At 38.4% G+C, this 21,277-nt stretch carries 20 protein-coding genes and 1 pseudogene; 11 read left to right on the forward strand and 10 right to left on the reverse strand.

All coding sequences use genetic code 11. The features are described 5' to 3' along the window. Positions 1-131: 131 nt before the first annotated feature. Positions 132-1,007: a LysR family transcriptional regulator gene (locus PROVALCAL_RS13465; protein WP_006659845.1), complete on the reverse strand. Its 876-nt coding sequence runs from the start codon at positions 1,005-1,007 to the stop codon at positions 132-134. Between the two features lie 170 nt (positions 1,008-1,177). Between PROVALCAL_RS13465 and PROVALCAL_RS13470 the strand changes: the two genes are divergently transcribed. Further along, positions 1,178-1,798 (forward strand): LysE family translocator, encoded by a 621-nt coding sequence (locus tag PROVALCAL_RS13470; protein ID WP_006659846.1) that lies wholly within the window; start codon positions 1,178-1,180, stop codon positions 1,796-1,798. A gap of 10 nt (positions 1,799-1,808) precedes the next feature. On the opposite strand, the gene PROVALCAL_RS13475 is transcribed toward PROVALCAL_RS13470, so the two are convergent. Continuing rightward, complete coding sequence (locus PROVALCAL_RS13475; protein WP_039862062.1) at positions 1,809-2,291, reverse strand: NUDIX hydrolase; 483 nt, start codon at positions 2,289-2,291, stop codon at positions 1,809-1,811. 25 nt (positions 2,292-2,316) lie between these two features. Continuing rightward, complete coding sequence (locus PROVALCAL_RS13480) at positions 2,317-3,654, reverse strand: aminotransferase-like domain-containing protein (protein WP_006659848.1); 1,338 nt, start codon at positions 3,652-3,654, stop codon at positions 2,317-2,319. A gap of 86 nt (positions 3,655-3,740) precedes the next feature. On the opposite strand from PROVALCAL_RS13480, the gene PROVALCAL_RS13485 reads away from it, so the two are divergent. The 3 genes from PROVALCAL_RS13485 (at position 3,741) to PROVALCAL_RS13495 (ending at position 8,938) form a co-directional block, all read left to right on the forward strand. After that, on the forward strand, positions 3,741-4,652 hold the full coding sequence (locus PROVALCAL_RS13485; RefSeq protein ID WP_006659849.1) for a DMT family transporter: 912 nt from the start codon (positions 3,741-3,743) through the stop codon (positions 4,650-4,652). Between the two features lie 111 nt (positions 4,653-4,763). After that, on the forward strand, positions 4,764-5,855 hold the full coding sequence (locus tag PROVALCAL_RS13490; protein WP_226890321.1) for an efflux RND transporter periplasmic adaptor subunit: 1,092 nt from the start codon (positions 4,764-4,766) through the stop codon (positions 5,853-5,855). Continuing rightward, on the forward strand, positions 5,852-8,938 hold the full coding sequence (locus PROVALCAL_RS13495) for an efflux RND transporter permease subunit (RefSeq protein WP_006659851.1): 3,087 nt from the start codon (positions 5,852-5,854) through the stop codon (positions 8,936-8,938). Before PROVALCAL_RS13490 ends, PROVALCAL_RS13495 begins: the two co-directional genes overlap by 4 nt. Positions 8,939-9,108: 170 nt before the next feature. Here PROVALCAL_RS13495 and leuE read toward each other — a convergent pair whose 3' ends face one another. Next, a complete protein-coding gene (gene leuE, locus PROVALCAL_RS13500) occupies positions 9,109-9,750 on the reverse strand; it encodes a leucine efflux protein LeuE (protein WP_006659852.1) in 642 nt (213 codons plus the stop codon). Positions 9,751-10,211: 461 nt separating this feature from the next. On the opposite strand from leuE, the gene PROVALCAL_RS13505 reads away from it, so the two are divergent. The 3 genes from PROVALCAL_RS13505 (at position 10,212) to PROVALCAL_RS13515 (ending at position 11,839) form a co-directional block, all read left to right on the forward strand. Next, a complete protein-coding gene (locus PROVALCAL_RS13505; RefSeq protein WP_006659853.1) occupies positions 10,212-10,913 on the forward strand; it encodes an AzlC family ABC transporter permease in 702 nt (233 codons plus the stop codon). After that, positions 10,910-11,224: an AzlD domain-containing protein gene (locus PROVALCAL_RS13510; RefSeq protein ID WP_006659854.1), complete on the forward strand. Its 315-nt coding sequence runs from the start codon at positions 10,910-10,912 to the stop codon at positions 11,222-11,224. The genes PROVALCAL_RS13505 and PROVALCAL_RS13510 overlap by 4 nt, the downstream gene beginning before the upstream one ends. Before the next feature lie 147 nt (positions 11,225-11,371). Further along, on the forward strand, positions 11,372-11,839 hold the full coding sequence (locus PROVALCAL_RS13515; protein WP_039862065.1) for a YehS family protein: 468 nt from the start codon (positions 11,372-11,374) through the stop codon (positions 11,837-11,839). 37 nt (positions 11,840-11,876) lie between these two features. Here the strand turns inward: PROVALCAL_RS13515 and PROVALCAL_RS13520 are convergent, their stop codons facing one another. The 4 genes from PROVALCAL_RS13520 to PROVALCAL_RS13535 all read right to left on the reverse strand — a co-directional run bounded on the left by PROVALCAL_RS13520 (position 11,877) and on the right by PROVALCAL_RS13535 (position 15,845). After that, positions 11,877-12,767: a LysR family transcriptional regulator gene (locus PROVALCAL_RS13520; RefSeq protein ID WP_006659856.1), complete on the reverse strand. Its 891-nt coding sequence runs from the start codon at positions 12,765-12,767 to the stop codon at positions 11,877-11,879. A 44-nt stretch (positions 12,768-12,811) separates the two neighbouring features. After that, positions 12,812-13,771 (reverse strand): acetyl-CoA carboxylase carboxyl transferase subunit alpha, encoded by a 960-nt coding sequence (gene accA / locus PROVALCAL_RS13525; RefSeq protein WP_006659857.1) that lies wholly within the window; start codon positions 13,769-13,771, stop codon positions 12,812-12,814. Between the two features lie 101 nt (positions 13,772-13,872). Continuing rightward, on the reverse strand, positions 13,873-14,409 hold the full coding sequence (locus tag PROVALCAL_RS13530) for a GNAT family N-acetyltransferase (protein WP_006659858.1): 537 nt from the start codon (positions 14,407-14,409) through the stop codon (positions 13,873-13,875). An 8-nt stretch (positions 14,410-14,417) separates the two neighbouring features. After that, a complete protein-coding gene (locus PROVALCAL_RS13535; RefSeq protein ID WP_442959950.1) occupies positions 14,418-15,845 on the reverse strand; it encodes an AMP nucleosidase in 1,428 nt (475 codons plus the stop codon). A 498-nt stretch (positions 15,846-16,343) separates the two neighbouring features. Here PROVALCAL_RS13535 and PROVALCAL_RS13540 point away from each other — a divergent pair, with 498 nt between their 5' ends. Continuing rightward, positions 16,344-16,676 (forward strand): MliC family protein, encoded by a 333-nt coding sequence (locus PROVALCAL_RS13540; RefSeq protein ID WP_006659860.1) that lies wholly within the window; start codon positions 16,344-16,346, stop codon positions 16,674-16,676. Between the two features lie 80 nt (positions 16,677-16,756). Here the strand turns inward: PROVALCAL_RS13540 and PROVALCAL_RS13545 are convergent, their stop codons facing one another. Beyond that, positions 16,757-17,665 (reverse strand): AEC family transporter, encoded by a 909-nt coding sequence (locus tag PROVALCAL_RS13545; RefSeq protein ID WP_006659861.1) that lies wholly within the window; start codon positions 17,663-17,665, stop codon positions 16,757-16,759. A gap of 232 nt (positions 17,666-17,897) precedes the next feature. On the opposite strand from PROVALCAL_RS13545, the pseudogene PROVALCAL_RS13550 reads away from it, so the two are divergent. Next, positions 17,898-18,436, forward strand: a pseudogene (locus PROVALCAL_RS13550) (NADAR family protein). Positions 18,437-18,500: 64 nt separating this feature from the next. Here the strand turns inward: PROVALCAL_RS13550 and PROVALCAL_RS13555 are convergent. Further along, entirely contained in the window at positions 18,501-18,959 is a 459-nt protein-coding gene (locus tag PROVALCAL_RS13555; RefSeq protein ID WP_006661780.1) for a GNAT family N-acetyltransferase, read from the reverse strand. A gap of 102 nt (positions 18,960-19,061) precedes the next feature. On the opposite strand from PROVALCAL_RS13555, the gene pdxR reads away from it, so the two are divergent. Then, positions 19,062-20,549, forward strand: coding sequence for a MocR-like pyridoxine biosynthesis transcription factor PdxR (gene pdxR, locus PROVALCAL_RS13560; protein ID WP_006659865.1), 1,488 nt, complete (start codon positions 19,062-19,064; stop codon positions 20,547-20,549). 97 nt (positions 20,550-20,646) lie between these two features. Next, positions 20,647-21,228, forward strand: a complete 582-nt coding sequence (locus tag PROVALCAL_RS13565; RefSeq protein WP_006659866.1) for a YebB family permuted papain-like enzyme — start codon at positions 20,647-20,649, stop codon at positions 21,226-21,228. Positions 21,229-21,277 lie beyond the last annotated feature (49 nt).

The following is a 21,277-nucleotide window of genomic DNA, read 5'->3' on the forward strand; positions in this document are numbered from 1 at the left end:
TCACTCCAACATAAAGACACCAAAACGATTCTGGGAAATATAGCACGCAGAGAAATAGTTAGGGCATAAAATCTTCACTGCATCAGTAGGTTCGATGATTTAATGACCAACCCCTTAAAATTATACAATTTTTATACCGATTGCTGAGTCATTAACAAGCTTTGTCTAACGTTCTCTTCTAACCATGACTTAAAAATTGCGACAGGGGTATTCGCGTTTGTCTCTTTTGCTGAAAGTAAATAATACGCTGATCCATCTTCAATGAAGCCTTCAGGAGCAATTAATTGTTTTGTTTCAATTTCATCTGCAACCATTAGAAATGATGCGATAGCCGCCCCTTGCCCAGCTAAAGCTGCCTGTAAGCAAAGATAAAAATGTTCAAAACTGATTCGTTTATTCTTTTGTAAATTGATCCCACTGCGAGATTGCCATGTTTGCCAAACATTGGGACGTGATGACGGTACAAGTAATGGCATATCCGTATATGGCTGGTCACCCAATTTTTTTACAACCCCCATCCATTCAGCACATATTTTTGTCGCATAAATATTATCACTCCATATGAAATCATTGCGACGAAGTGCAAGGTCAGTCCCCGTTTTGGCAAAATCAATCGGTCCACCAGCTGCAACTAAGTGCACTGTAATTTCAGGATGCTGTTGATAAAACCGAGTTAACCGCGGTATCAACCATTTCATTGCGATAGTGGGTTCACACGATAAGCTCACCATTTGGCTTTGAGGATGATGAATTATTTTCTCTACTGTCTCAGCCAGTTGCTGAAACATGTTTGCTGTTGTTTGAAATAATAATTTACCTTCAGCCGTCAAAAAAACAGCTCGATTACGGCGCTCAAACAACGCTACGCCAAGGTATTCCTCGAGCAATCTTATCTGACGGCTAATCGCACTGTGCGTGATATGTAGCTCCTGAGCAGCTTTAACAAAGCTTTCATAACGTGCAGCCATATCAAAAAAGCGTAATGCGGTTAATGGTGGTAATTTCATAATATTGGTCACTTAGCATCCAAATAAGTAATGAAAACTAACAGATTTTTGTGAGAATAAATCGCTTTTTTAATATATACAATCTATTGATAATCAATAATCAAGTTTATTTAATTCATTTGTTACTTATCAATATTTACGTCAGTTTTCATTACAATTAGGATTCCACTATGAATGAAATCATCGCCGTTGCAACAATAACTATTTTGGCTGTTATTAGCCCAGGTCCCGACTTTGCTATGGTCACGAGAAATAGCTACTCTTATGGCACTAAAACAGGTTTATTATGTGCCCTTGGCATTGCTGCGGGTGTTCAAGTCCATGTGTTGTACACTATTTTTGGTGTAACGCTAATCATTATGAGTTCTCCCACATTATTTATGGCCGTCAAACTTCTCGGTGTCGGTTACTTGGTCTATATCGGCTTCAAGTCCCTGACAAACAAAATAGCGATCAACACGAGCCATAACCTTAGCCCTATCTCAGCCCAGACCTCATTAACAGCCTTCAAGACGGGTTTTCTAACCAATGCACTCAATCCGAAAACTATGTTTTTCGTTATTTCTATCTATACGCAAGTGATCCAAACAGGTAATTCCCAATGGCTTAATTTCAGCTATGGCGTATTTATTTCCTTTGTGCACTGGCTATGGTTTAGCTTAATAGCATTATTTTTTTCATCTCCATTAATTAGAAACAAAATTCTAAAATATCAATTTTTTATGGATAAAGTGATCGGTGCTTTATTAATTGTCTTAGGTGTTTCATTACTGTTTTTTAATATTTCATAGTCAGTTTGAGTCATCTAAACCTAGGAGACGACTTTTCTTGATAAAACTCATTAACCATGATCGCAAGCTCATACACATCGTTAGGTAGATTTAAGTGACGCATTTGATGGAGAGACACCCAGTGAAAATCCGTATGACATTGAGCATCACTTTCTAGTAACTCACATAAATAAACCATATCGATATGCCAATGTTCTCCTTGATGCTTATCGGCAATACGTTCTTTTAAAATAGCTAATGGGATGGGCAAGGAGTCAGTCTGACCTGAATGATTAACTTGTGCTTGCAGTGGGTAGCGGCAATCAATCACTTTGCAGTGTAACCTTGTTTCTTCCAACACTTCGCGTACAACCGCCTCTTGCGGCTCTTCATTAGGGTCGACATGACCTCCTGGTGGTAACCAAATTCCCAATTTAGGGTGTTCATGTAAAAGAAACTCACCTTGTCGATTGCAGATCATCGCCGTTGCTGTGAAATGTTTAATCTGCTCCACTCTTTTTTCCTTAAAGTAATTGGACCTATAAATCAATCAAGTACAAAATAACATGCCTAATTGCCTGTAGTGCAACCGTCAATTCTTCATGGGATAAGGTACTAATTGCAACCCTTAACGCCTGCGGCGTCTTATTAGACGTGCTATAAGATTCCGCACTGCTAATAGCAATATGCTGTTTTTTTAACTCACTAACCACGATATCTGCACGTACACCTTCAGGTAACGGTAACCAGACAAAATAACTGGCAGGATGCGCAATATAAGGTATATCGACAAAAATCTGCTGGACTATTTTTTGCCGAATTTTTGCATCTCGCCGTTTATCTCTTTCAATACTGTCGACTTCACCTTTCTCAATCCAATCACATAAGATGGACGTCGTTATTGCTGGTGTATTCCACGTTGTAATACGAATAATGCGCTCTATATTCTCAATATATTGCTGTGGTGCCAACACGGCTCCTACCCGTAATCCGGTGGCAATATTTTTCGAAAAACCCGTCGTATAAAACGTAATTTCTGGTGCAAGCGTTGCTAACGGAACAACCGCAGGTCGCTGTAAAAACGCATAAGAACCGTCTTCAATTAAGAAGAATTGGTACTGCTTTGCTAAAGCAACTAACTTTTTGCGATCAGATAAATTCATTACCCAACCCAACGGATTGTGCAGTGTCGGCATGGCATAGTACGCCCGAAATTTTCTTTGCTGACACAATTTTTCTAATGCCTGTAAGTTAGGACCATTTTCGGTCATAGGCACTGATATCAACTCTAAGTGATACATTTTCGCGAGAGCTTTAAATCCAGGGTAAGTTAGTGCATCTACCGCAATAATGTCCCCAGGGCTAAACATACCCAAAATAATGGTTGCTAGACCATGTTGCCCACCACTCACTAAAGCGACTGTATCTACTGAAGCATGAGTCAGTCCGCGCTGTTTCAAATAGTTAGCAACGGTTTTTCTTTCATGTTCTCTTCCTGTATGTTGCTGATAATAAAGAATACCTTCCAAATCACCACCAACTGCAATCTCCCTCAGAGACTCACGCAAGAGCTTGGTCTGTTCTTTAGCTATTGGGTAACTGAAGTTGAGATCCAATGTATTTTTAGCTACATCTTGTTCAATACTCAGCTTAGGTAATAGATTGATATCTCTAACAAACGTTCCTCTTCCTGTTTCTCCTATAATCAGTCCCTTTTCAATGAGTTCGCGATAGACCCGTGAAGCGGTCACTAAAGAAATACCGGATTTTTCTGCAAACTGCCGGTGAGTCGGTAAACGGGTTCCTACTTTTAATTCCCCATTCATGATCTGTGCTGAGATTGAATCAACATACTGCTTATAACGATTTTGTGTCATGAAATTGTACCTATGACAATTTTTTGATTGTCATGATTATGTCGATTAGTTTTGCAAAACTCCATGACAAATAACAACGGTCAATTATGAATCAAAATAAATCGTTAACCTCAAATCACACGCCCATACCTTCTACCTCTCAGACCACACGAGGTTGGATTAATGGCTTTATAGGTATCGTTATTTTTAGCGGATCGTTACCTGCAACCAAGCTGGCTATCAGTGGCTTTACACCTGATTATTTAACCATCTTACGCGCTACCATTGCTGGGATCTTGGCTCTCATTATTCTGATAGTTCTACGCCAAAAAATACCAACAAAACAAAAAATCGCTCCACTTTTCATTGTTTCCTTAGGTGTGGTACTCGGTTTTCCATTTTTAACCGCACTTGCATTACAGTACATTAGCTCCTCTCACTCCATTGTATATTTGGGCTTACTTCCGCTGTCTACTGCTTTATTTGGTGTATTACGCGCAGGCGAGCGCCCTCGCAAATTATTCTGGTTGTTTTCAATCATGGGAAGTTTATTTGTAATCGGCTTCGCAATTCTTCAAGGTGCAACACACGCATGGCAAGGCGATTTGTATATGGTCATTGCGGTCATTGTCTGTGGGCTGGGTTATGCAGAAGGCACCGTACTCTCAAAATCATTAGGTAGCTGGCAAGTTATTTGTTGGGCTTTGGTTCTCGCATTACCAATCATGCTGATATTCAGTTTTTGGCGACTACCAACTACATTTTCCACTGTCTCATTTGAGGCATGGATGGGGCTCGCTTACGTATCTCTATTTAGTATGTTAATTGGTTTCTTTTTTTGGTACCGAGGTCTAGCAGAAGGTGGGATTTCTGGCGTAAGTCAATTGCAGTTATTACAACCTTTTATCGGCTTAGTTCTTTCTGCTTGGCTACTCAATGAATCCGTTAATAGTGTCATGATAACTTCGACACTTGGCGTTATTCTTTGTGTGGCTGGTTCAAAATACTTTGCGCGTTAAGTATTGAAATTACTAACCTTAACGGAAAATTAAGGTTTAATGTTGGTTTATGGTAATGCTCAGACAATTTCATTAATTTACACCAATATCACTATTGACATGTGTGGACCTATGAAACGTCTAAGTATTACCTTGATACTGCTTTACTCATTATTTATTTCACCCGCTGCATTGTCTGACACAGTACGATTAAATGTGACTTCCCCCGAGCAGATCACCTATGCGGAAACTTTTTCGCTACCGGGGACGTTCGTTGCAAGAAATGAGATCGCTATTGGTTCACCATTGCAACAACAAATGGTGATTGATGTTTTGGTTGAGGAAGGTCAATGGGTCGAGAAAAATCAGTTGCTCGCGATATTAGAATCTCCGATTCAAAATGCATCGGTTAGCCAACTTCAAGCCGAGACTGAAAAAGCAACTGCATATATTAAGCAGCAAAAAGTGGTGGCAGAACAAGCTCAAAAAGAGCTCTCTCGCCTTACACCACTTGCTAAAACAGGTGCTATTTCTACCAATGATTTCGAGAAAGCGAAATCAGAGTCATTAGCTGCACTTGCACTCCTAGACGCTAACAAAGCAGAGCTACGCCAGTTACAAGCACAGCTTGTAAAAGAAAAAAGTCAGCAAGAAAAATCACGTATTGTGGCGCCTATTTCAGGAGTAATCAGTGAGCGGTATGCTATTCGAGGAATGTTATCGGATAACCAATTGCTATTTAAAATCATTGAAAATGGTGAAATTGAATTTGATGCTTTAGCGCATATTTCTGAATTAAAGCGCTTATCAAGCCTTGAGCGCATTCAATTAAAAATATTAAATAATCAAATAATTACAGGTAAATTACGTTACTTATCCCCGAAAATAGATCCTATTTCACAACAAGGACGAATTCGCATTTCACTTGATGAAAATAGAGACAATCTTCAAGCGGGTGAATCCGGTACCGCCATTATTTCCAATGCAGAAAAACTGCAAACTACACTTCCATACAGCGCCATTCGCACATTAGATAATGGCGAAAGGATTATATTTATTGTTGTTAACAATAAAGTGAAACAACAAAAAGTCACCACTGGAAAAATTCACAATGGTCGTATAGAAATCTTATCGCCTATTTCTAGCGATATATTTGTCGTAACAAATGCCCAAGCATTTTTAACGGAAAATGATACGGTGAGTCCAGTAAAGGATAGACAATGAAACTGCAGTTATCTTCATGGGCAATTACCCGACCAATTCCTACTCTTGTTATTTTTTTAGCGCTGACGGTTGCGGGAATATTTTCATTCAATCAATTACCTGTGACCGCCAATCCTGTTATTAATTTTCCGATTGTAACGGTGACAATTACTCAAGATGGTTCCTCTCCAACCGAAATGGAAAATGCGATTACAAAACCCGTTGAGCGGGCAATATCGGGCATTCCTGGAATTCGACATCTTACATCAACAATTACAGAAGGAATTTCTACCACAACGGTTGAGTTTGATTTAACGATCGATGCCTATATCGCAACAAATGATATTCGTGAACAAATTGCACAGATCCGCAGTGACTTACCCCAATCCATTGATGAACCATTAATTAATCGCATTGATGTTGAAGGTGGTGCAATACTTCGTTATGCGGTTTCCTCTAATCGTCAATCTATCGCCGACTTATCATGGTTTATTGATGACACCGTCAGTAAACAGTTAATTATGGCTCCGGGTGTACAAAAAGTGAGTCGACTTGGCGGCGCTGACAGTGTTGTACGTATTGAACCTGACGCCAATAAATTAGCGGCATTGCAACTCTCAATAGCAGATATAAATGAGTTACTAAGAAGCATTCATCAAAATTCTTCTGGCGGTTTATCTAAATACAATGACTTGCAACATACAATTAGGATTTTAGGCGAAAAAAAGGATATAGATGAAATTAAGAATATCCAGTTACCTATTGGCAACCAGCAATGGATTAAATTAGGGGATATCGCGTCAATTTACCAAGGTCAAAAAGCAACCAAAACCATTTCCCAATTAAATGGTGACGATGTAGTAGGCTTTGCTGTATTTCGTGCGAAAGGCTCTAGTGATACTGCTGTGGCAAATAATGTTGAATATGAACTTGATAAATTAAAACTGAAACACCCAGATATTACCATCCAACTAGTCTCATCAACTGTAAAGTATACTGAATCAAGTTACTATTTAACTATCCAAACATTATTAGAAGGTGCCTTCTTAACCATTATTATTGTGCTTTTCTTTCTAAAAAGTTGGCGTGCAACGTTAATCGCTGCAATAGCGTTACCATTATCCATTCTTCCTACTTTTTTTGTTTTAGCTATATTTGGCTATTCACTTAATAGCATTACCCTACTTGCTTTGACATTAGTCATCGGTATTTTAGTGGACGATGCTATTGTTGAAATTGAAAATATTCAAAAATATATCGAACGAGGTGAACGCCCTTATTTAGCTGCATTGAAAGCATCAGATGCTATCGGTTTTGCCATTGTTGCTATAACGTTAACTATCATTGCAGTCTTTTTGCCGGTTAGCTTTATTGGCGGCTTCGTTGGTAAATACTTCGTACCATTTGGCATTACTGTCTCTGCGGCTGTTTTGTCTTCCTTATTAGTTGCTCGCTTAGTCACGCCATTAATGGCAGCCTATTTACTGTTACCGACTAAAAAACAGCAGAGTAAACACGTTATTCCTAACTGGATAAATCGATATATTCGCTTGTTAATGATGACATTAAAGCATAGGAAAATTGCGCTTTCGCTTGCTTTCATCTTTCTAATCGGCTCCATTTCCAGTATTGCTTATTTACCCATTGGCTTTATGCCTAACGGTGATATTAGTGTTAGCCAGATTGACGTTGAGCTCCCGCCCGGAACACCCGTTGAAGAAACACAAAAAGCGGTTCGGAATATGGCGGAAAAATTGAAAGAACGTACTGAAGTTGAATCAATTTATACCATTGCAGGTATAAGCGATGATGCCGATGGAATAGCTCAACATAAGGGTCAGATAATTCTGACATTAACCTCCCCAAATGAACGCGAAATGTCACAAAAACAATTTGAGAATTCAATTGCGCATTTCTTACAACAAACGCCCGATGCCCGTTATACCTTCAGTAACAGTGATGGTAGCAAAGAATTTTCATTAACCTTTACTGGCGCTAACCCAAAAGAGCTAGAAACTCAGATGCATAAACTGCGGGATAGCATCGCTAACATTAAAGGTATTAATAATGTCCGTGTTATTAAACCTCTTTTACGAAAAGAGCTTATTGTCACCCCTAATTTACAAGATTTAGGTCGAACTGCAGTTAATGTGGAAGAAATAGCTAGCACATTAAGAATTGCAACTATGGGTGAAAATAACTCTCGTAGTGCAAAATTTAATTTGCCAGAAAGACAACTCACGTTACAAGTTATTTTGCCTGACAACCAAAAAAATAATGTGGATGTCTTAAATAATCTCTATGTCCGAAGCGATGGTGAAAAAGCGGTCCCAATTAAATCGGTTACCCATATTGATTTTAGCGATGGTCCATCACAAATTGATCGTATTAATCGTGCGAGAAAAATGTCTATTGAAGGAAATTTAGACGGATTATCACTTGGTGAAGCATTAGAAAGTGTAACTACTCTTCCTGAATATCAGTCACTGCCAAAAAGCATTGAACCATTAGAGTATGGGGATATGGAATTTATGCTGGATATGTTTGAGCGGTTCAGTACAACTATGTTTTTTAGTGTGTTGTTAGTGTTTGCCATACTCATTATTTTGTTTAAGGACTTCATGCAACCTATAACAATTTTAGTTGCTCTTCCATTCTCCATTGGCGGTGCCATTATTGCTTTAGTGTTGTATGGCGCCATGATAGATCTCCCGGTTATCATTGGTATTTTAATGTTGATGGGGATCGTCACTAAAAACTCGATTCTTTTAGTTGAATTTATTCTTGAAAAAGAGCGTTCAGGATTAAATAGACAAGAAGCCATTATCGAAGCTGGGCAAGAACGAATCCGTCCTATTATTATGACCACATTTGCTATGATTGCGGGAATGGTTCCTTTAGTGCTTACAACAGGTGCGGATGCCGGATTTAGAGCCCCGATGGCAATTGCGGTCATCGGTGGATTAATGAGTTCTACAGTGCTCAGTTTGTTGTTTGTACCTGTAATTTATAGCTTAATGGATGACTTGAAGAAAAAAATACTGCCATTATTGGCAAAATGCACCTCTGTCACACAAGCGGATAGAAACATAAAGCATTGGTAGGATGAAATGCACTCTATACTTGGTGAATACTTTAATTGAGCAATAATTATTTTTTGATTACTCGCTCAAGTTTATTTCCATGCGAAGAATTACACGTTAAAGGTACCCAAGTAAACACAAAAAATAGCTGACTCACTTGTCAGCTATTTTTAATAATTATTTGTATTTTATTAAGCGGTTAGCGCTAATTTAGCGCCAAACATTAAGAAAACAGCGCCAATACAACTATTAGAGAATTTGGACAATTTCTTATTATGTTTCACCATATTCGTTACAGCAACGGCACCAAATATCAGCATAGATAAATAAAACATACTACAGGCTTCTAATATTACGCCTAATACAAAAAATGGAACGCCTGCATTTGGATAGCTAGGATCAATAAACTGAATAAAAAATGAAACATAGAAAATGATCATTTTAGGATTCAATAAGCTTAAAAAGACTGCTTTTTTATACGTTCCTTTTGTTTCCAAGATAATTTCATTAGCATCTGTGGAAGATTCTTTTTTATGTAACACTGAATATAATGTTTTGATACCTAAGTAAAATAAGTAGGTAGCCCCTGCATACTTGATCACACTAAAAAAGATTGGCGATGTTTTGACTAAAGACGCAACACCTAGAAATGACAAAAAAATGAGCAAAGCATCGCCAGTAAAAACCCCCAGAGCTGCTTTATAGCCATTCTTTACACCATATTTTGCGCTACTCGTTAAAACAAATAAAGAATTAGGTCCTGGTACCAGTGTAATAAAAATAACACCGATAAGGTAAGTCCATAAGTTTGTGATACCCAGATTTTCAAGCATAGGAAACCCGCTAACTCAATAAAAGTTATAACAATTAATTCACATTTATACTGAATGGATACTATGATACACACCTTTAAATTTTAATGAAAGATATCACCAATCAGGAATGATAATACAATATATAACTTCAGAATTACCACTAAAATGCAGTTTATTGAATAAGTTTTAAGGGTATAATTCAGAGTTAAATATTGAACAAAAACATTTAATCAGCAGGATGCTGAAAATATTTCTTAAGCAGTAAAAAAATTCAATAACCAATAAAAAGCCAGCATTTAAAACCAATTAAATGGCATTAATAGAGGTAGTGATTTGTTGAATATTTCAGGATATAACAATGGATATCTGCAACGTATCAAATAATGATTCTTTACCCTAAATACCTGTAGATAAATCAATGCTGTTTTTTTAGATTTTTATTTAATGAATTCAATTTTCAACATACAGGATGCACATCAATGTCGTCTCAACAATCAAAGCCATGGCAACGTGCAATGATGGATGGAGCAGTTCATACATTACCGTTAAATCTTGCAGTTATTCCTTGGGGGATCCTTGCTGGATCTATGGCCATCGAAACGGGTCTTTCTTTCTGGCAAAGCATCGCCATGTCCGCAATGGTTTTTGCCGGTGCGGCTCAATTAGTTACCTTAGGGCTACTTAATTCCGGTGCTGGGTATATTACTATTGTGATTTCTGTTTTTTTTATCACATCCCAACACCTTTTATATGGGCTAACGATGCGCCCTTACGTTAAAGACTTCACAACGCCACAGCGTTTAAGTATTGGCTTTTTATTAACAGATGAGCTATTTGCGATTAGTGCAGCAAAACGCCAAGCCTTGAGCTTTGCTTATCTATTTGGAGCAGGCTTTAGTTTTTATCTCGTGTGGTTCATCACCAGCTTATGCGGCATTGTGATGGCAAATTTAATCGGTGATTTAAGTAAATTACACTTAGATTTTTCGGTGGTTGCGACACTATTAGCCATCGTAGTTCCACTCACGAGGAAAATAAGTACAGCTTGTGGAGTTCTCTTTTCATTAATTGTTGCAATTACCCTGTCAATGTATTCAATCAGTAGTGCAATTGTTATTGCGGGTGTTGGTGGAATGTTTGTCTCAGTGGGTGTTTCTCGCGTATTAGGGGAAGAAAAATGATCTGGTTTTTAATTCTTAGTTTAACTGCTGTCGTTTTTTCTCTACGCTATGTTTTTCTTATTCCACAATTACCAATACGGTTACCGCTCATTGTACGACAAGCACTCAGCTATTCAGCGCCTTGTTTATTAACTGCAATTTGTGCTCCTGTCATTTTGCTCGAAAACCATGAACTTCGGAGTTTTCCTGATAATCCTTATCTCTGGGGAGCACTATTCTGCGTTGTGGCGGCATCCTTCCTTAAAAATATGCTCATCACAGTCGGATTAACATTAGTGTTTTTCTATGGGTTAATTTACTTTATAGGTTAACTTGATAGCAGTGAAAGATTGAGTCATCGATAATGGATCGCTACCCGCCAAGAATTTATAAAGCATTGGAAGCCTCCTTTGCTTTATAATAAAACCTCATAGCTAATCAAAGCTTATTTTTAATCGATCCGTTGGATAAATGACCCCATGCTAAATAACTACGTTTTACGAAGTGTTCGTTATATGTTGGATTTGAGCGACGCTCAGATGGTTACAATCGTAAAACTTGCAGACCTAACAGTCACTAAAGAAGAAATGAATCTGTGGCTAAAAAAAGATACCGACCCTGATTATGTTGAATGTAATGACGTTGTACTTGGTCACTTTCTGAATGGATTGATTTACCATCGCCGTGGTAAAGATGAAAATCGCCCCGCCCCTGACGTTGAAGCTAGAATCAACAACAATATTATTTTCAAAAAATTACGAGTTGCTTTTGAACTAAAAGACGTTGACCTACTGGATATTTATCAATCCGTTGATTTCCGCATTTCCAAGCCAGAATTGAGTGCCATTTTCCGCAATCCTGAACATAAAAATTATCGTGAATGTGGTGACCAGCTATTACGTTATCTCTTAAAAGGGTTAACCCTGCGCTTACGCAAAAATAAATAACTCACCTCGCAAAGAAAAGGCTGATAGCGATATCAGCCTAAATATTTTGCAATAAATATGTCAAAAAGATATCAATCTTCGGAGAAAGTGAACGCTTTGACGCATAAATTGCACGCAGCTCAATCGGTGCAGGATGCATCCCATTGATATCAATTTCCACTAGTTTTCCTGCCTGAACAGCTGACTGACACGCCTCTTTTGAAAGAATTGCCACCCCCAATCCATTTATTGCCGCAGCGCTGGCAAGGATGCCACTATTCACACGGTATTGGCTGTTTATATGAATTTTTTTTAGCTGCCCATTAGGCGTAATAAAAACCCATGGTTGCCCCTGCAATGCACTTAAACTCGTGATGCAGGGCATTTGGCTTAATGCATCTAGCGTTGTGGGTTGTCCATATTGTTCAATAAGTTTAGGCGCGACGACGACAATACTTTCCCATGATTTAATCAACTGCGAGTGATAGCTACTATCTATCAATTCACCTCGATGAAAAGTCAGTAATAAGTCCACATCATCACCAATAACATCCAACGGCGCTAACTGCGTATCACAGTGAATGGTCAGGTCGGGGTGAGCGAGTGCAAATTGAGCCAGACTATCTGCAAATAATAAACTGCCAGATTCACTTGGAATTGTTAACCGTAAAGTCCCACTCAATGTATCTGGAGCACTAATTTGCTGTAGTGTCTCATCTAATTCACAGTACAGTTTTTGACTTTTATTCAGTAATAACGTGCCCTGCTCTGTTAAGCGCATTTGTCGTGTAGTTCGTTCAATTAATCGACAATGAAGTTGACCTTCAAGTAACTTAATTTGTCGGCTCACATTTGATGTTGGCATCGAAAGTTGCCTTGCTACATTAGCGAAACTTCCTTGCGTTGCAACCGCAATAAATACTTTAAGTAAATTAAGATCAACAGACATTCTTCAGCCTAATTCCAGCATTAATCAATACTTCACTAATAACACTAGCAATAACCAAATTCCATTATTTTTTGGTAACGCTGCTCGAGCAGTGCTGCTTCATCTAATAGACTAAGTTGGTTTAAATCCTCAATAAGTTGCTGCTTCAGATTTTGTGCGGCTAATGAATAATTTCGATGAGCACCACCTAAAGGTTCAGGAATAATAACGTCAATAATTCCTAACTCTTTTAACCTCGGTGCGGTCATACCCATCACCTCAGCTGCAATTTGTGCCTTCTGGGAATCTTTCCATAAAATAGACGCACAGCCTTCTGGGGATATTGCAGCATATGTGCTGTATTCTAACATGTTAATTCGGTCGCCCACGCCAATTCCTAATGCACCGCCAGAACACCCTTCTCCCGTAATCACACAAATAATTGGCGTTTTGAGACAGGACATTTCTTGTATATTACGTGCAATAGCTTCTGCTTGACCCCGTTCCTCAGCCCCAACGCCAGGATAAGCGCCCGCAGAATCAATAAAAGTAATAACGGGCAATTTAAACCTTTCCGCCATTTTCATTAGTCTTAACGCTTTGCGGTATCCTTCAGAGGATGGCATGCCAAAATTACGTTTCACTTTTTCTTTCGTATCTCGCCCTTTTTGCTGCCCGATGACCATGACTGCTCGCCCGTCTAATCGCGCCAATCCACCAACAAGTGCTTTGTCGTCAGCAAATGCGCGATCTCCCGCTAATTCTTGAAATTCAGTAAATATAAGGGAAATATAATCAAGCGTGTATGGTCGTAGTGGATGGCGAGCGAGTTGCACGACTTCCCATGCACCGAGTGAAGCGAAAATATTTTCGGTCAGTGCATGACATTTTTTTTCTAATAATTGAATTTCCTCATCAAGCTTTATTTCAGAGGGATGACCTTTTTGCTTGAAAGCATTCAGAGCTTCAATCTTTTCCTGAAGTTCAATAATCGGTTTTTCAAATGCAAGAAAATGGTTAGACATAGTGACCTTAAAATTAACCAAACAATTTTAAGAGTCTACTAAGGGAATTAATCCTATTCTATGGATAAGAATAGGATTAATTGTTATCGAAAATGGGATAATTAAGATTGAATCAGATTTTTACGCAACAATACTGAGATGCTACCGTTCATAAACACTTCTTTGTCTTGCGTGTACCCCAATTTTTCTGCAACACGCAATGATGGAATATTTTGAGGTCCTATGAAACAAATACTTTCTTGATGTTTTTGTTGGGCTATCAACCATGATAATGCGCCCTTCATCGCCTCTGTCGCATAACCCCTACCTTGATATTCGGGGGCAATCACCCACCCAGCTTCAGGAATTCCTTTAACATGTGGCTCAACAATACGATGAAAATCGGCAAACCCAAGGTCTCCAACGTAGTTCCCTGTCCCCTTTTCTCTAACCGCCCAATACCCAAATCCAAGTAATGGCCATAACCCACCGTACGCTAACATGCGCATCCATGATTCACGTTCAGTTGAAGGAACTCCGCCAATGTGTTGAACCATTGACCGCTGTCCCCATAATTGAGAAAGCGCAGAAAAATCACTAACTTCATGTTTCGCTAAAATTAATCTATCTGTTTCAAGTTCAGGGATCACGTATTCCATCCTCGATATTATCTAAATGGTGGCTCGTCAAATGTTCTTAATTTTCGGGAGTGCAGCTTATCGCCTTCTTGCCTCAATAAGTCGATAGCGCGGATCCCAATTTGCAGATGCTCTGATATTGCACCTTCATAGAAACTGTTCGCTTGCCCCGGTAATTTAATTTCACCATGAATAGGCTTATCTGAAACACAAAGTAAAGTGCCATAAGGCACACGGAAACGGTAACCTTGAGCTGCAATTGTGGCACTTTCCATGTCAACAGCAACAGCACGACTTAGACTAAAACGACGAGCTGTTGCAAAAAAACGCAATTCCCAGTTTCGGTCATCCGTCGTGACCACTGTTCCGGTACGTAAGCGCTGTTTAACCAGCTCACCTGGCATATTACTCACTTGTTTCGTCGCGTCATACAACGCGCGTTGCACTTCAGCAATACTCGGAATAGGAATATCTGGCGGTAATACATCATCTAAAATATGGTCATCACGCAAATAAGCGTGGGCTAACACATAATCACCAATTTTTTGACTTTCACGCAAGCCGCCACAGTGACCAATCATTAACCATGTGTGTGGGCGTAATACCGCCAAATGGTCACAAATATTTTTTGCATTTGAAGGCCCCACTCCGATGTTAACTAGCGTTATTCCCACACCATCACGAGCAATCAGATGATATGCAGGCATTTGGAATTTTTTCCATGTTAAATCAGATGTGGCAAATTGAGGATCTGCATTTTCAGCAGTTAAGTAATTATGCCCTACGCAAGATAATGCAATATAGCGACTTTCTGGGTCACGAATTTGTTCACAAGCCCAATTAACAAATTCATCGACATAGCGATTATAGTTCGTAAACAAAATATAGGGCTGAACATGCTCTGGGGGTGTGCCCGTATAATGTTTCAAGCGTGCTAACGAGAAATCAACTCTCAATGCATCAAAATGGGATAATGGCATATCGTCTGTCACATGATATAAACCATCGGTGATATCATCACTTATATGGGAAAGATCCGTGATGGGGAAATGAGCTGCCAAACTACTACTCATACTTCTATCGAGAATAAGATCAGAACCGTCAATAACGAATGGATATGGAATCTCTGTTTTAGACGGACGAACTGCAAAAGATACGTCATAGTCTTGTTGGAATATGGTCAATTGTTCCACAAGGTAGGCACGAAACAGTTCCGGTTGCGTCACGGTAATACTGTAGTCACCTTGTTTCACAAAACGAGCATAAGCTCGCGTTTTTTCACAATGGTCAACCTTACCACCCCATGTTACACACAGTTCAGGGTAAGCAAATAACCCACTATTTCGTGCGTTGACATCCGGTATAGTGCCCTTTTCAACGTAGGTTGCAATTGCGTTTCTTAGAGCATCAATGGCATTTGAATAGAGTAATGAGAGTGTTTCGATTGTCTCTTCTATAGAAAGATTTTCATATTTTCGGCATTGTTCCAAAGACACGCTTAACTCCTTATCAAATGACGTAAAATTTACGCCTTCAGTGTATGTTATTCATCGAACACTCACAAGAAATTGCATTTAATCCTTGAAAATTTAATAGGTTAAACTTTTCGTTTATTTTATCTTTTATTTGGCGATTTTTACCTATATCTGTTCCTATCATGAATTCAAGATAAAAATATATATTCAAATTAAATTTAAGATTACACCTATAGATTATTAAAAGCCTTGGATAATTTATTAGCTTCTATTTAAAAAAACAAAAATACATCTAAAAATATTTATATCGTTATTTACAAAGGAGATTAAGTTGAAATTAAGAATATTATTAAATTTCATAAAATAGTGACTAAATGTTTATACTATGTATATTTAAAAGTAATACTATATCTCTGTAGCTTATCGTTTTAATGTTTATGAACGCTGGTATAAATACTTAAAAGGTATTAAGGAAAACCAATGAAAAAAACTCTTTTAGTTTCTTCTATCGCTGCATTATCCGTTTTGGCTGTATCGTCATCTGCATTCGCCGCTAAAACACAAACCTATAACTGCGATGGACAAAAAATTAAAGTTTCTTTCCCTAATCAAGATACAGCAGTGATGCTTTACAACGATGAATTGATTTTACTGAAAAACAAAGAAGCCGCGAGTGGCGCTCGCTATGTTGGTGAAAATTTCCAACTATGGAGCAGCAAAGCAGGATTAAACTTAGCGACTATTTCTGAAGATGATGCTGTTAATAACCGTATTTCTGACGACAAGGGTCGTGATTGTAAACTTGTTAAGTAACTGCATTTCTCACTTCACTTCGCCATAGAAAGCAACATCATAATAATAATTATGATGTTGCTTTCTATATAAAAATAATATTATTGAGTAATTAATGTTAAAACTAGCGGTAATGTAATAACCGCAAGAATAGTTTGAAAAGTAATAATTCCAGCCATCAATTGGCTATCACCATTGAGTTGTTTGGTTAAAATATAGGACGTCGGGGCAGTAGGAATAGCGAAAAAGATCACCAAAAGAACCCTTTCTAATGCTGGTAATGAAAATAAATGGGCAGTTAATACCGCTAAAATAGGCATCGCAAGCAAACGTAATAATGTTGAAACCATGATTGGTTTAAACTCTTTTCTCAATGTTGCTGTTTGTAGTGCTCCACCAATGCAAATTAACCCTAATGGTAAACTCGCTGCTGCCAGTAATTTTAAAAATTGGTCAGAACCAAATGGTAAACCAATAGGTAATAAATTTAATAAAATTCCGATAACACAAGATATTATCAGAGGGTTTTTAGCAATAGGCATCACAAGTTGCTTTAATGTGACTTTCTTACCTGCACTCAATGATAACACAGCAATCACATTGCAGCTGGGCACTAAAATCGCCATAATTACCGCAGAAATAGCAATCCCTTCCGATCCAAATAGATCAACAATAATTGCAAGACCTAAATAGGTATTAAAACGAATAATTCCTTGAATATGAGCCCCAAATCTTGGAATCGAGATTTTGAATAAATATTTACTCAGCACCACGAACAATGAGCTTATCGCAAGAATAAACAAAATTGCACATGCAAGATAAGGCAATTTTGGATTATCTAACGGCGCATTTGCTAAACTGCTTATTAGTAAAGCTGGAAATAAAATGAAGTAATTAAGCTTTTCCGCACTCGGCCAAAAATCAGCAGAAAACAGTGCAGTTCTACGCAATATAAAACCCATTGTAATAAGAGCAAATAATGGCCATAACACCAGTAAAATCTTTTCCATAATTAATTAATTCTTTTTTAAAATAATTATAAATTTATATTTGTTATAATATCGTTAAAATAAAATGTGTGTTAGTTAAAAAAAGCGATACCAATTAATACATTTCAAGAATGTGAGCTTTATTCAAAAATTATTTTTCCTTTGCAACAAGAGTACGGGTAATTCCGATAGCCAAGCCATTGGTTTATCGTTAATCTAACCGTATCTAATGATTATTTTTCAAGTTAGTCTTATGGATATAAAAAACCTTTGTAAGCTCTATCGAACAGGTAAAAAATTTAAATATGTCTTTTTTGGGGGCATCAGTCTAAACAACATCAAGTAACAAAAAGCTGTTTTAGCCAATGGTATCCCGCCCCTTTTATCGTTGATAACAATCGCTTTGCTAGCGCCGAACATTTTATGATGGCTGAAAAAGCCCGCTTATTTGATGATAATGAAACGCTACAAAAAATTATTCATGCACCTAATCCTGGTGCAGCAAAAGCATTTGGTCGAGAAGTTCGCGGGTTCAAGCAAGATATTTGGGATGCAAACCGCTATAATATTGTTGTGAAAGCTAATTTGGCAAAATTCTCCCAAAATGAGGCGTTAAAACAATTCCTACTCGCGACTAATGAGCGGGTGCTTGTTGAAGCGAGCCCTGTCGACAAAATATGGGGAATTGGTTTAGCAGAAGATGCAGAAAATATTGAAAATCCACTCACATGGAAAGGTTTAAATCTATTAGGTTTTGCATTAATGGAAGTACGGGCACAATTAGCAAATTAAGATTTTTAGCAATCATATCCCGCTGTTAAAGCAACAGCGGGCACTCGATTTAATGATATCGTCGTTATAGTGGCATTCTATATTCGATAACACCCGGTTTTTCTGCCACCCAATTGTATAACTTCTGTCCCCGTAAATTAGTCTCTTGTGTATGCCAGTACAATCTTCCACACTGTTTTTTTTGCGCTTGCTGTTGAACAAACTCAATGAGTTGTTTACCCACATGGCGACCACGAACTTCAGGCGTTACATACAAATCCTCTAAATAACAAAAGTCATTTTTCGCCCATGTCGAACGATGGAAAAGATAATTAACAAAACCAACAACCTTGTCACCTTCGACTGCTACCGCACAATACATGGGTTCTTTTTCATCAAAGAAGCGCTCCCACGCTTTTAATGTAATTTCTTCACTTAAATCTACTTGATAAAACTTTTGATATTCTAACCAATAAACTAACCATTCTGGGTAGTGATCAGGGGAAACAAATTCGATAGAAACTGGTAATTCTGCATTATTCATAATAACCCTTCCATTAGTAGACATATTACTCGATGGGGTTATAGTACTGAGCTATCTGGTACTGCATAAGGTACACTTTTGTGATTTATTTAGGATCCACTTATGAGAAGAAAGCAGCAGGCTCAGTTTCCACTTTTATTGCTCGAACAAGGTCGAATCAATGAAGGGGTTTATCACACAATCCGTAGTGCAATTCTAGATGGCCGAATTGCCGCTGGCCTGAAATTACCTTCGACTCGGGCGCTGGCTGAGATGATGTCAATTTCGCGTAACTCAGTCATTGCGGGATTTGAACGCCTAATTGATGAAGGTTATTTATACTCAAAACAAGGCTCTGGAACTTATGTTTCTGCTCAAATTCCTGATGAGTTAGTTCGTACCACAGCCTCTCATCAAGCTTGTTCTCAACAAGAAAATCCTGCACTTTATCTGAACCCCATGTTGAATAACCTTCAACCACTTTGGGAACAATCACGCCCAAATACCAATAAGTGCTCAATATTTAATATTGGCGTCGGTTGTGTTGACCAATTTCCCCATGATCTTTGGGGGCGATTATTAGGGCGAGTTTGGCGAAAATCCAAACAAGAAATTACCCACTATAATCACCCTGACGGCTATACGCCGCTCAAAAAATTATTGGCTGACTATGTGCGTTCAACCCGAGGCGTTCATTGCTCTGACAACCAAATTATTATTGTGAATGGAACACAGCAGGCGATAAATTTGGTGGCTAAAGTCTTATTAAAACAAAATGATACTGTTTGGCTCGATGACCCCGGCTATGATAGTGCTCGTGCGATTTTAACCGCCGCAGGCGCCAATATTTCACCGATCCCCTCTGACCATGAGGGAATAAATATTGAATACGCCGCCGCGCATCATAGTGATGCCAAACTGATTTATACTACGCCATCTCATCAGTTTCCTCTTGGAACAACTTTAAGCTTACCCCGCCGCCTCGCATTATTAGATTGGGCGCAACAAAATAATGCTTGGATATTTGAGGATGATTACAACAGTGAGTTCCGTTTTTTATCCAAACCGATTCAAGCCTTACAAGGGCTGGATAATCATCAACGTGTTATTTATGCTGGTACATTTTCTAAAATGATGTACCCCGGTTTTCGCCTTGGATTTTTAATTGTGCCAGAAAGTCTGAGTGAAGCTTTTACGATGATGAAATATTACAGTGATAGTCATTGTAGCTATTTAGAACAAGCCGCTTTAACACAGTTTATTCAAGAAGGTCATTACGCGAGACATATCCGGAAGATCCGCAAAGTTTGCTATGAACGCCAAACTGTTTTTTGCCAATCCATCAATCAATATCTCCCGCACATTTTTGATGCTCACATGAATGATTCAGGGATCCATACAATCTGTTGGGTAAAAAAAGGCTATAACTTAGAGATTATCCTAGAGCAATGTCGAGCGCTCGGGTTTGGTGCGCAGCCTCTGTCTCGATATTGCATTAATAGCAAAAATAATAATGCCATTCTATTCGGCTATGCCGCCCATACCGAACAAGAAATCATACAAAATATTCAATTATTAAGTTTAGAATTGATGAAAATATACCCAAGCTAAACAGAAGTAATATTCGCCGCTATTCCGATTGTCGCGAATACCTAACGGCTTATAAGATGACGCCAAGGTCAGTTTTATCATCCGTTTGAGGTATTCCATGACAAAAATAAATTACCCTTATGAGCTTGAAGTCGGTGACATTATTTTCACTAGCATTGGTACTGAAGTTTTCCGCCAAATTGCCTCCGCATCACAATGTTGGAGTAATCATGTGGGCATGATCATCGGTCATGATGGCAATGACTATTTAGTGGCAGAAAGCCGTATTCCATTATCGACCACCACCACATTATCGCGTTTTATTGCCCGTTCATCTGAGCATCGTTACAGTGTGCGCCGTTTATCCACACATTTAACCGAGACACAAAAACAGGCGTTAGTAACACAAGTTTTCCCTCGTTTAAATAAGTTTTACCATACTGGGTTTAAATACGATTCATCACGCCAATTTTGCTCAAAATTTGTATTCGATATTTACCAATCAGCCCTATCTATTCGTATTGGTGAAATCGAAACTTTCAGAGCATTATTAACAAAAAATCCGAATGCCAAATTAAATTTCTGGAAGCTGTGGTTTATTGGCACCATTCCATGGGAACGCACTACCGTCACCCCTGCCAGCTTATGGCATCATCCTGAGCTTTCTTTGGTGTACCGCAGTCACGAAGATATTCATTAAATAGATATCCCAGAGACCATCAAACATGATAATCCCATTGACTATCATC

Origin of the sequence: Providencia alcalifaciens DSM 30120 (assembly GCF_000173415.1) — a bacterium.
GTDB classification, from domain to species: Bacteria; Pseudomonadota; Gammaproteobacteria; order Enterobacterales; family Enterobacteriaceae; genus Providencia; species Providencia alcalifaciens.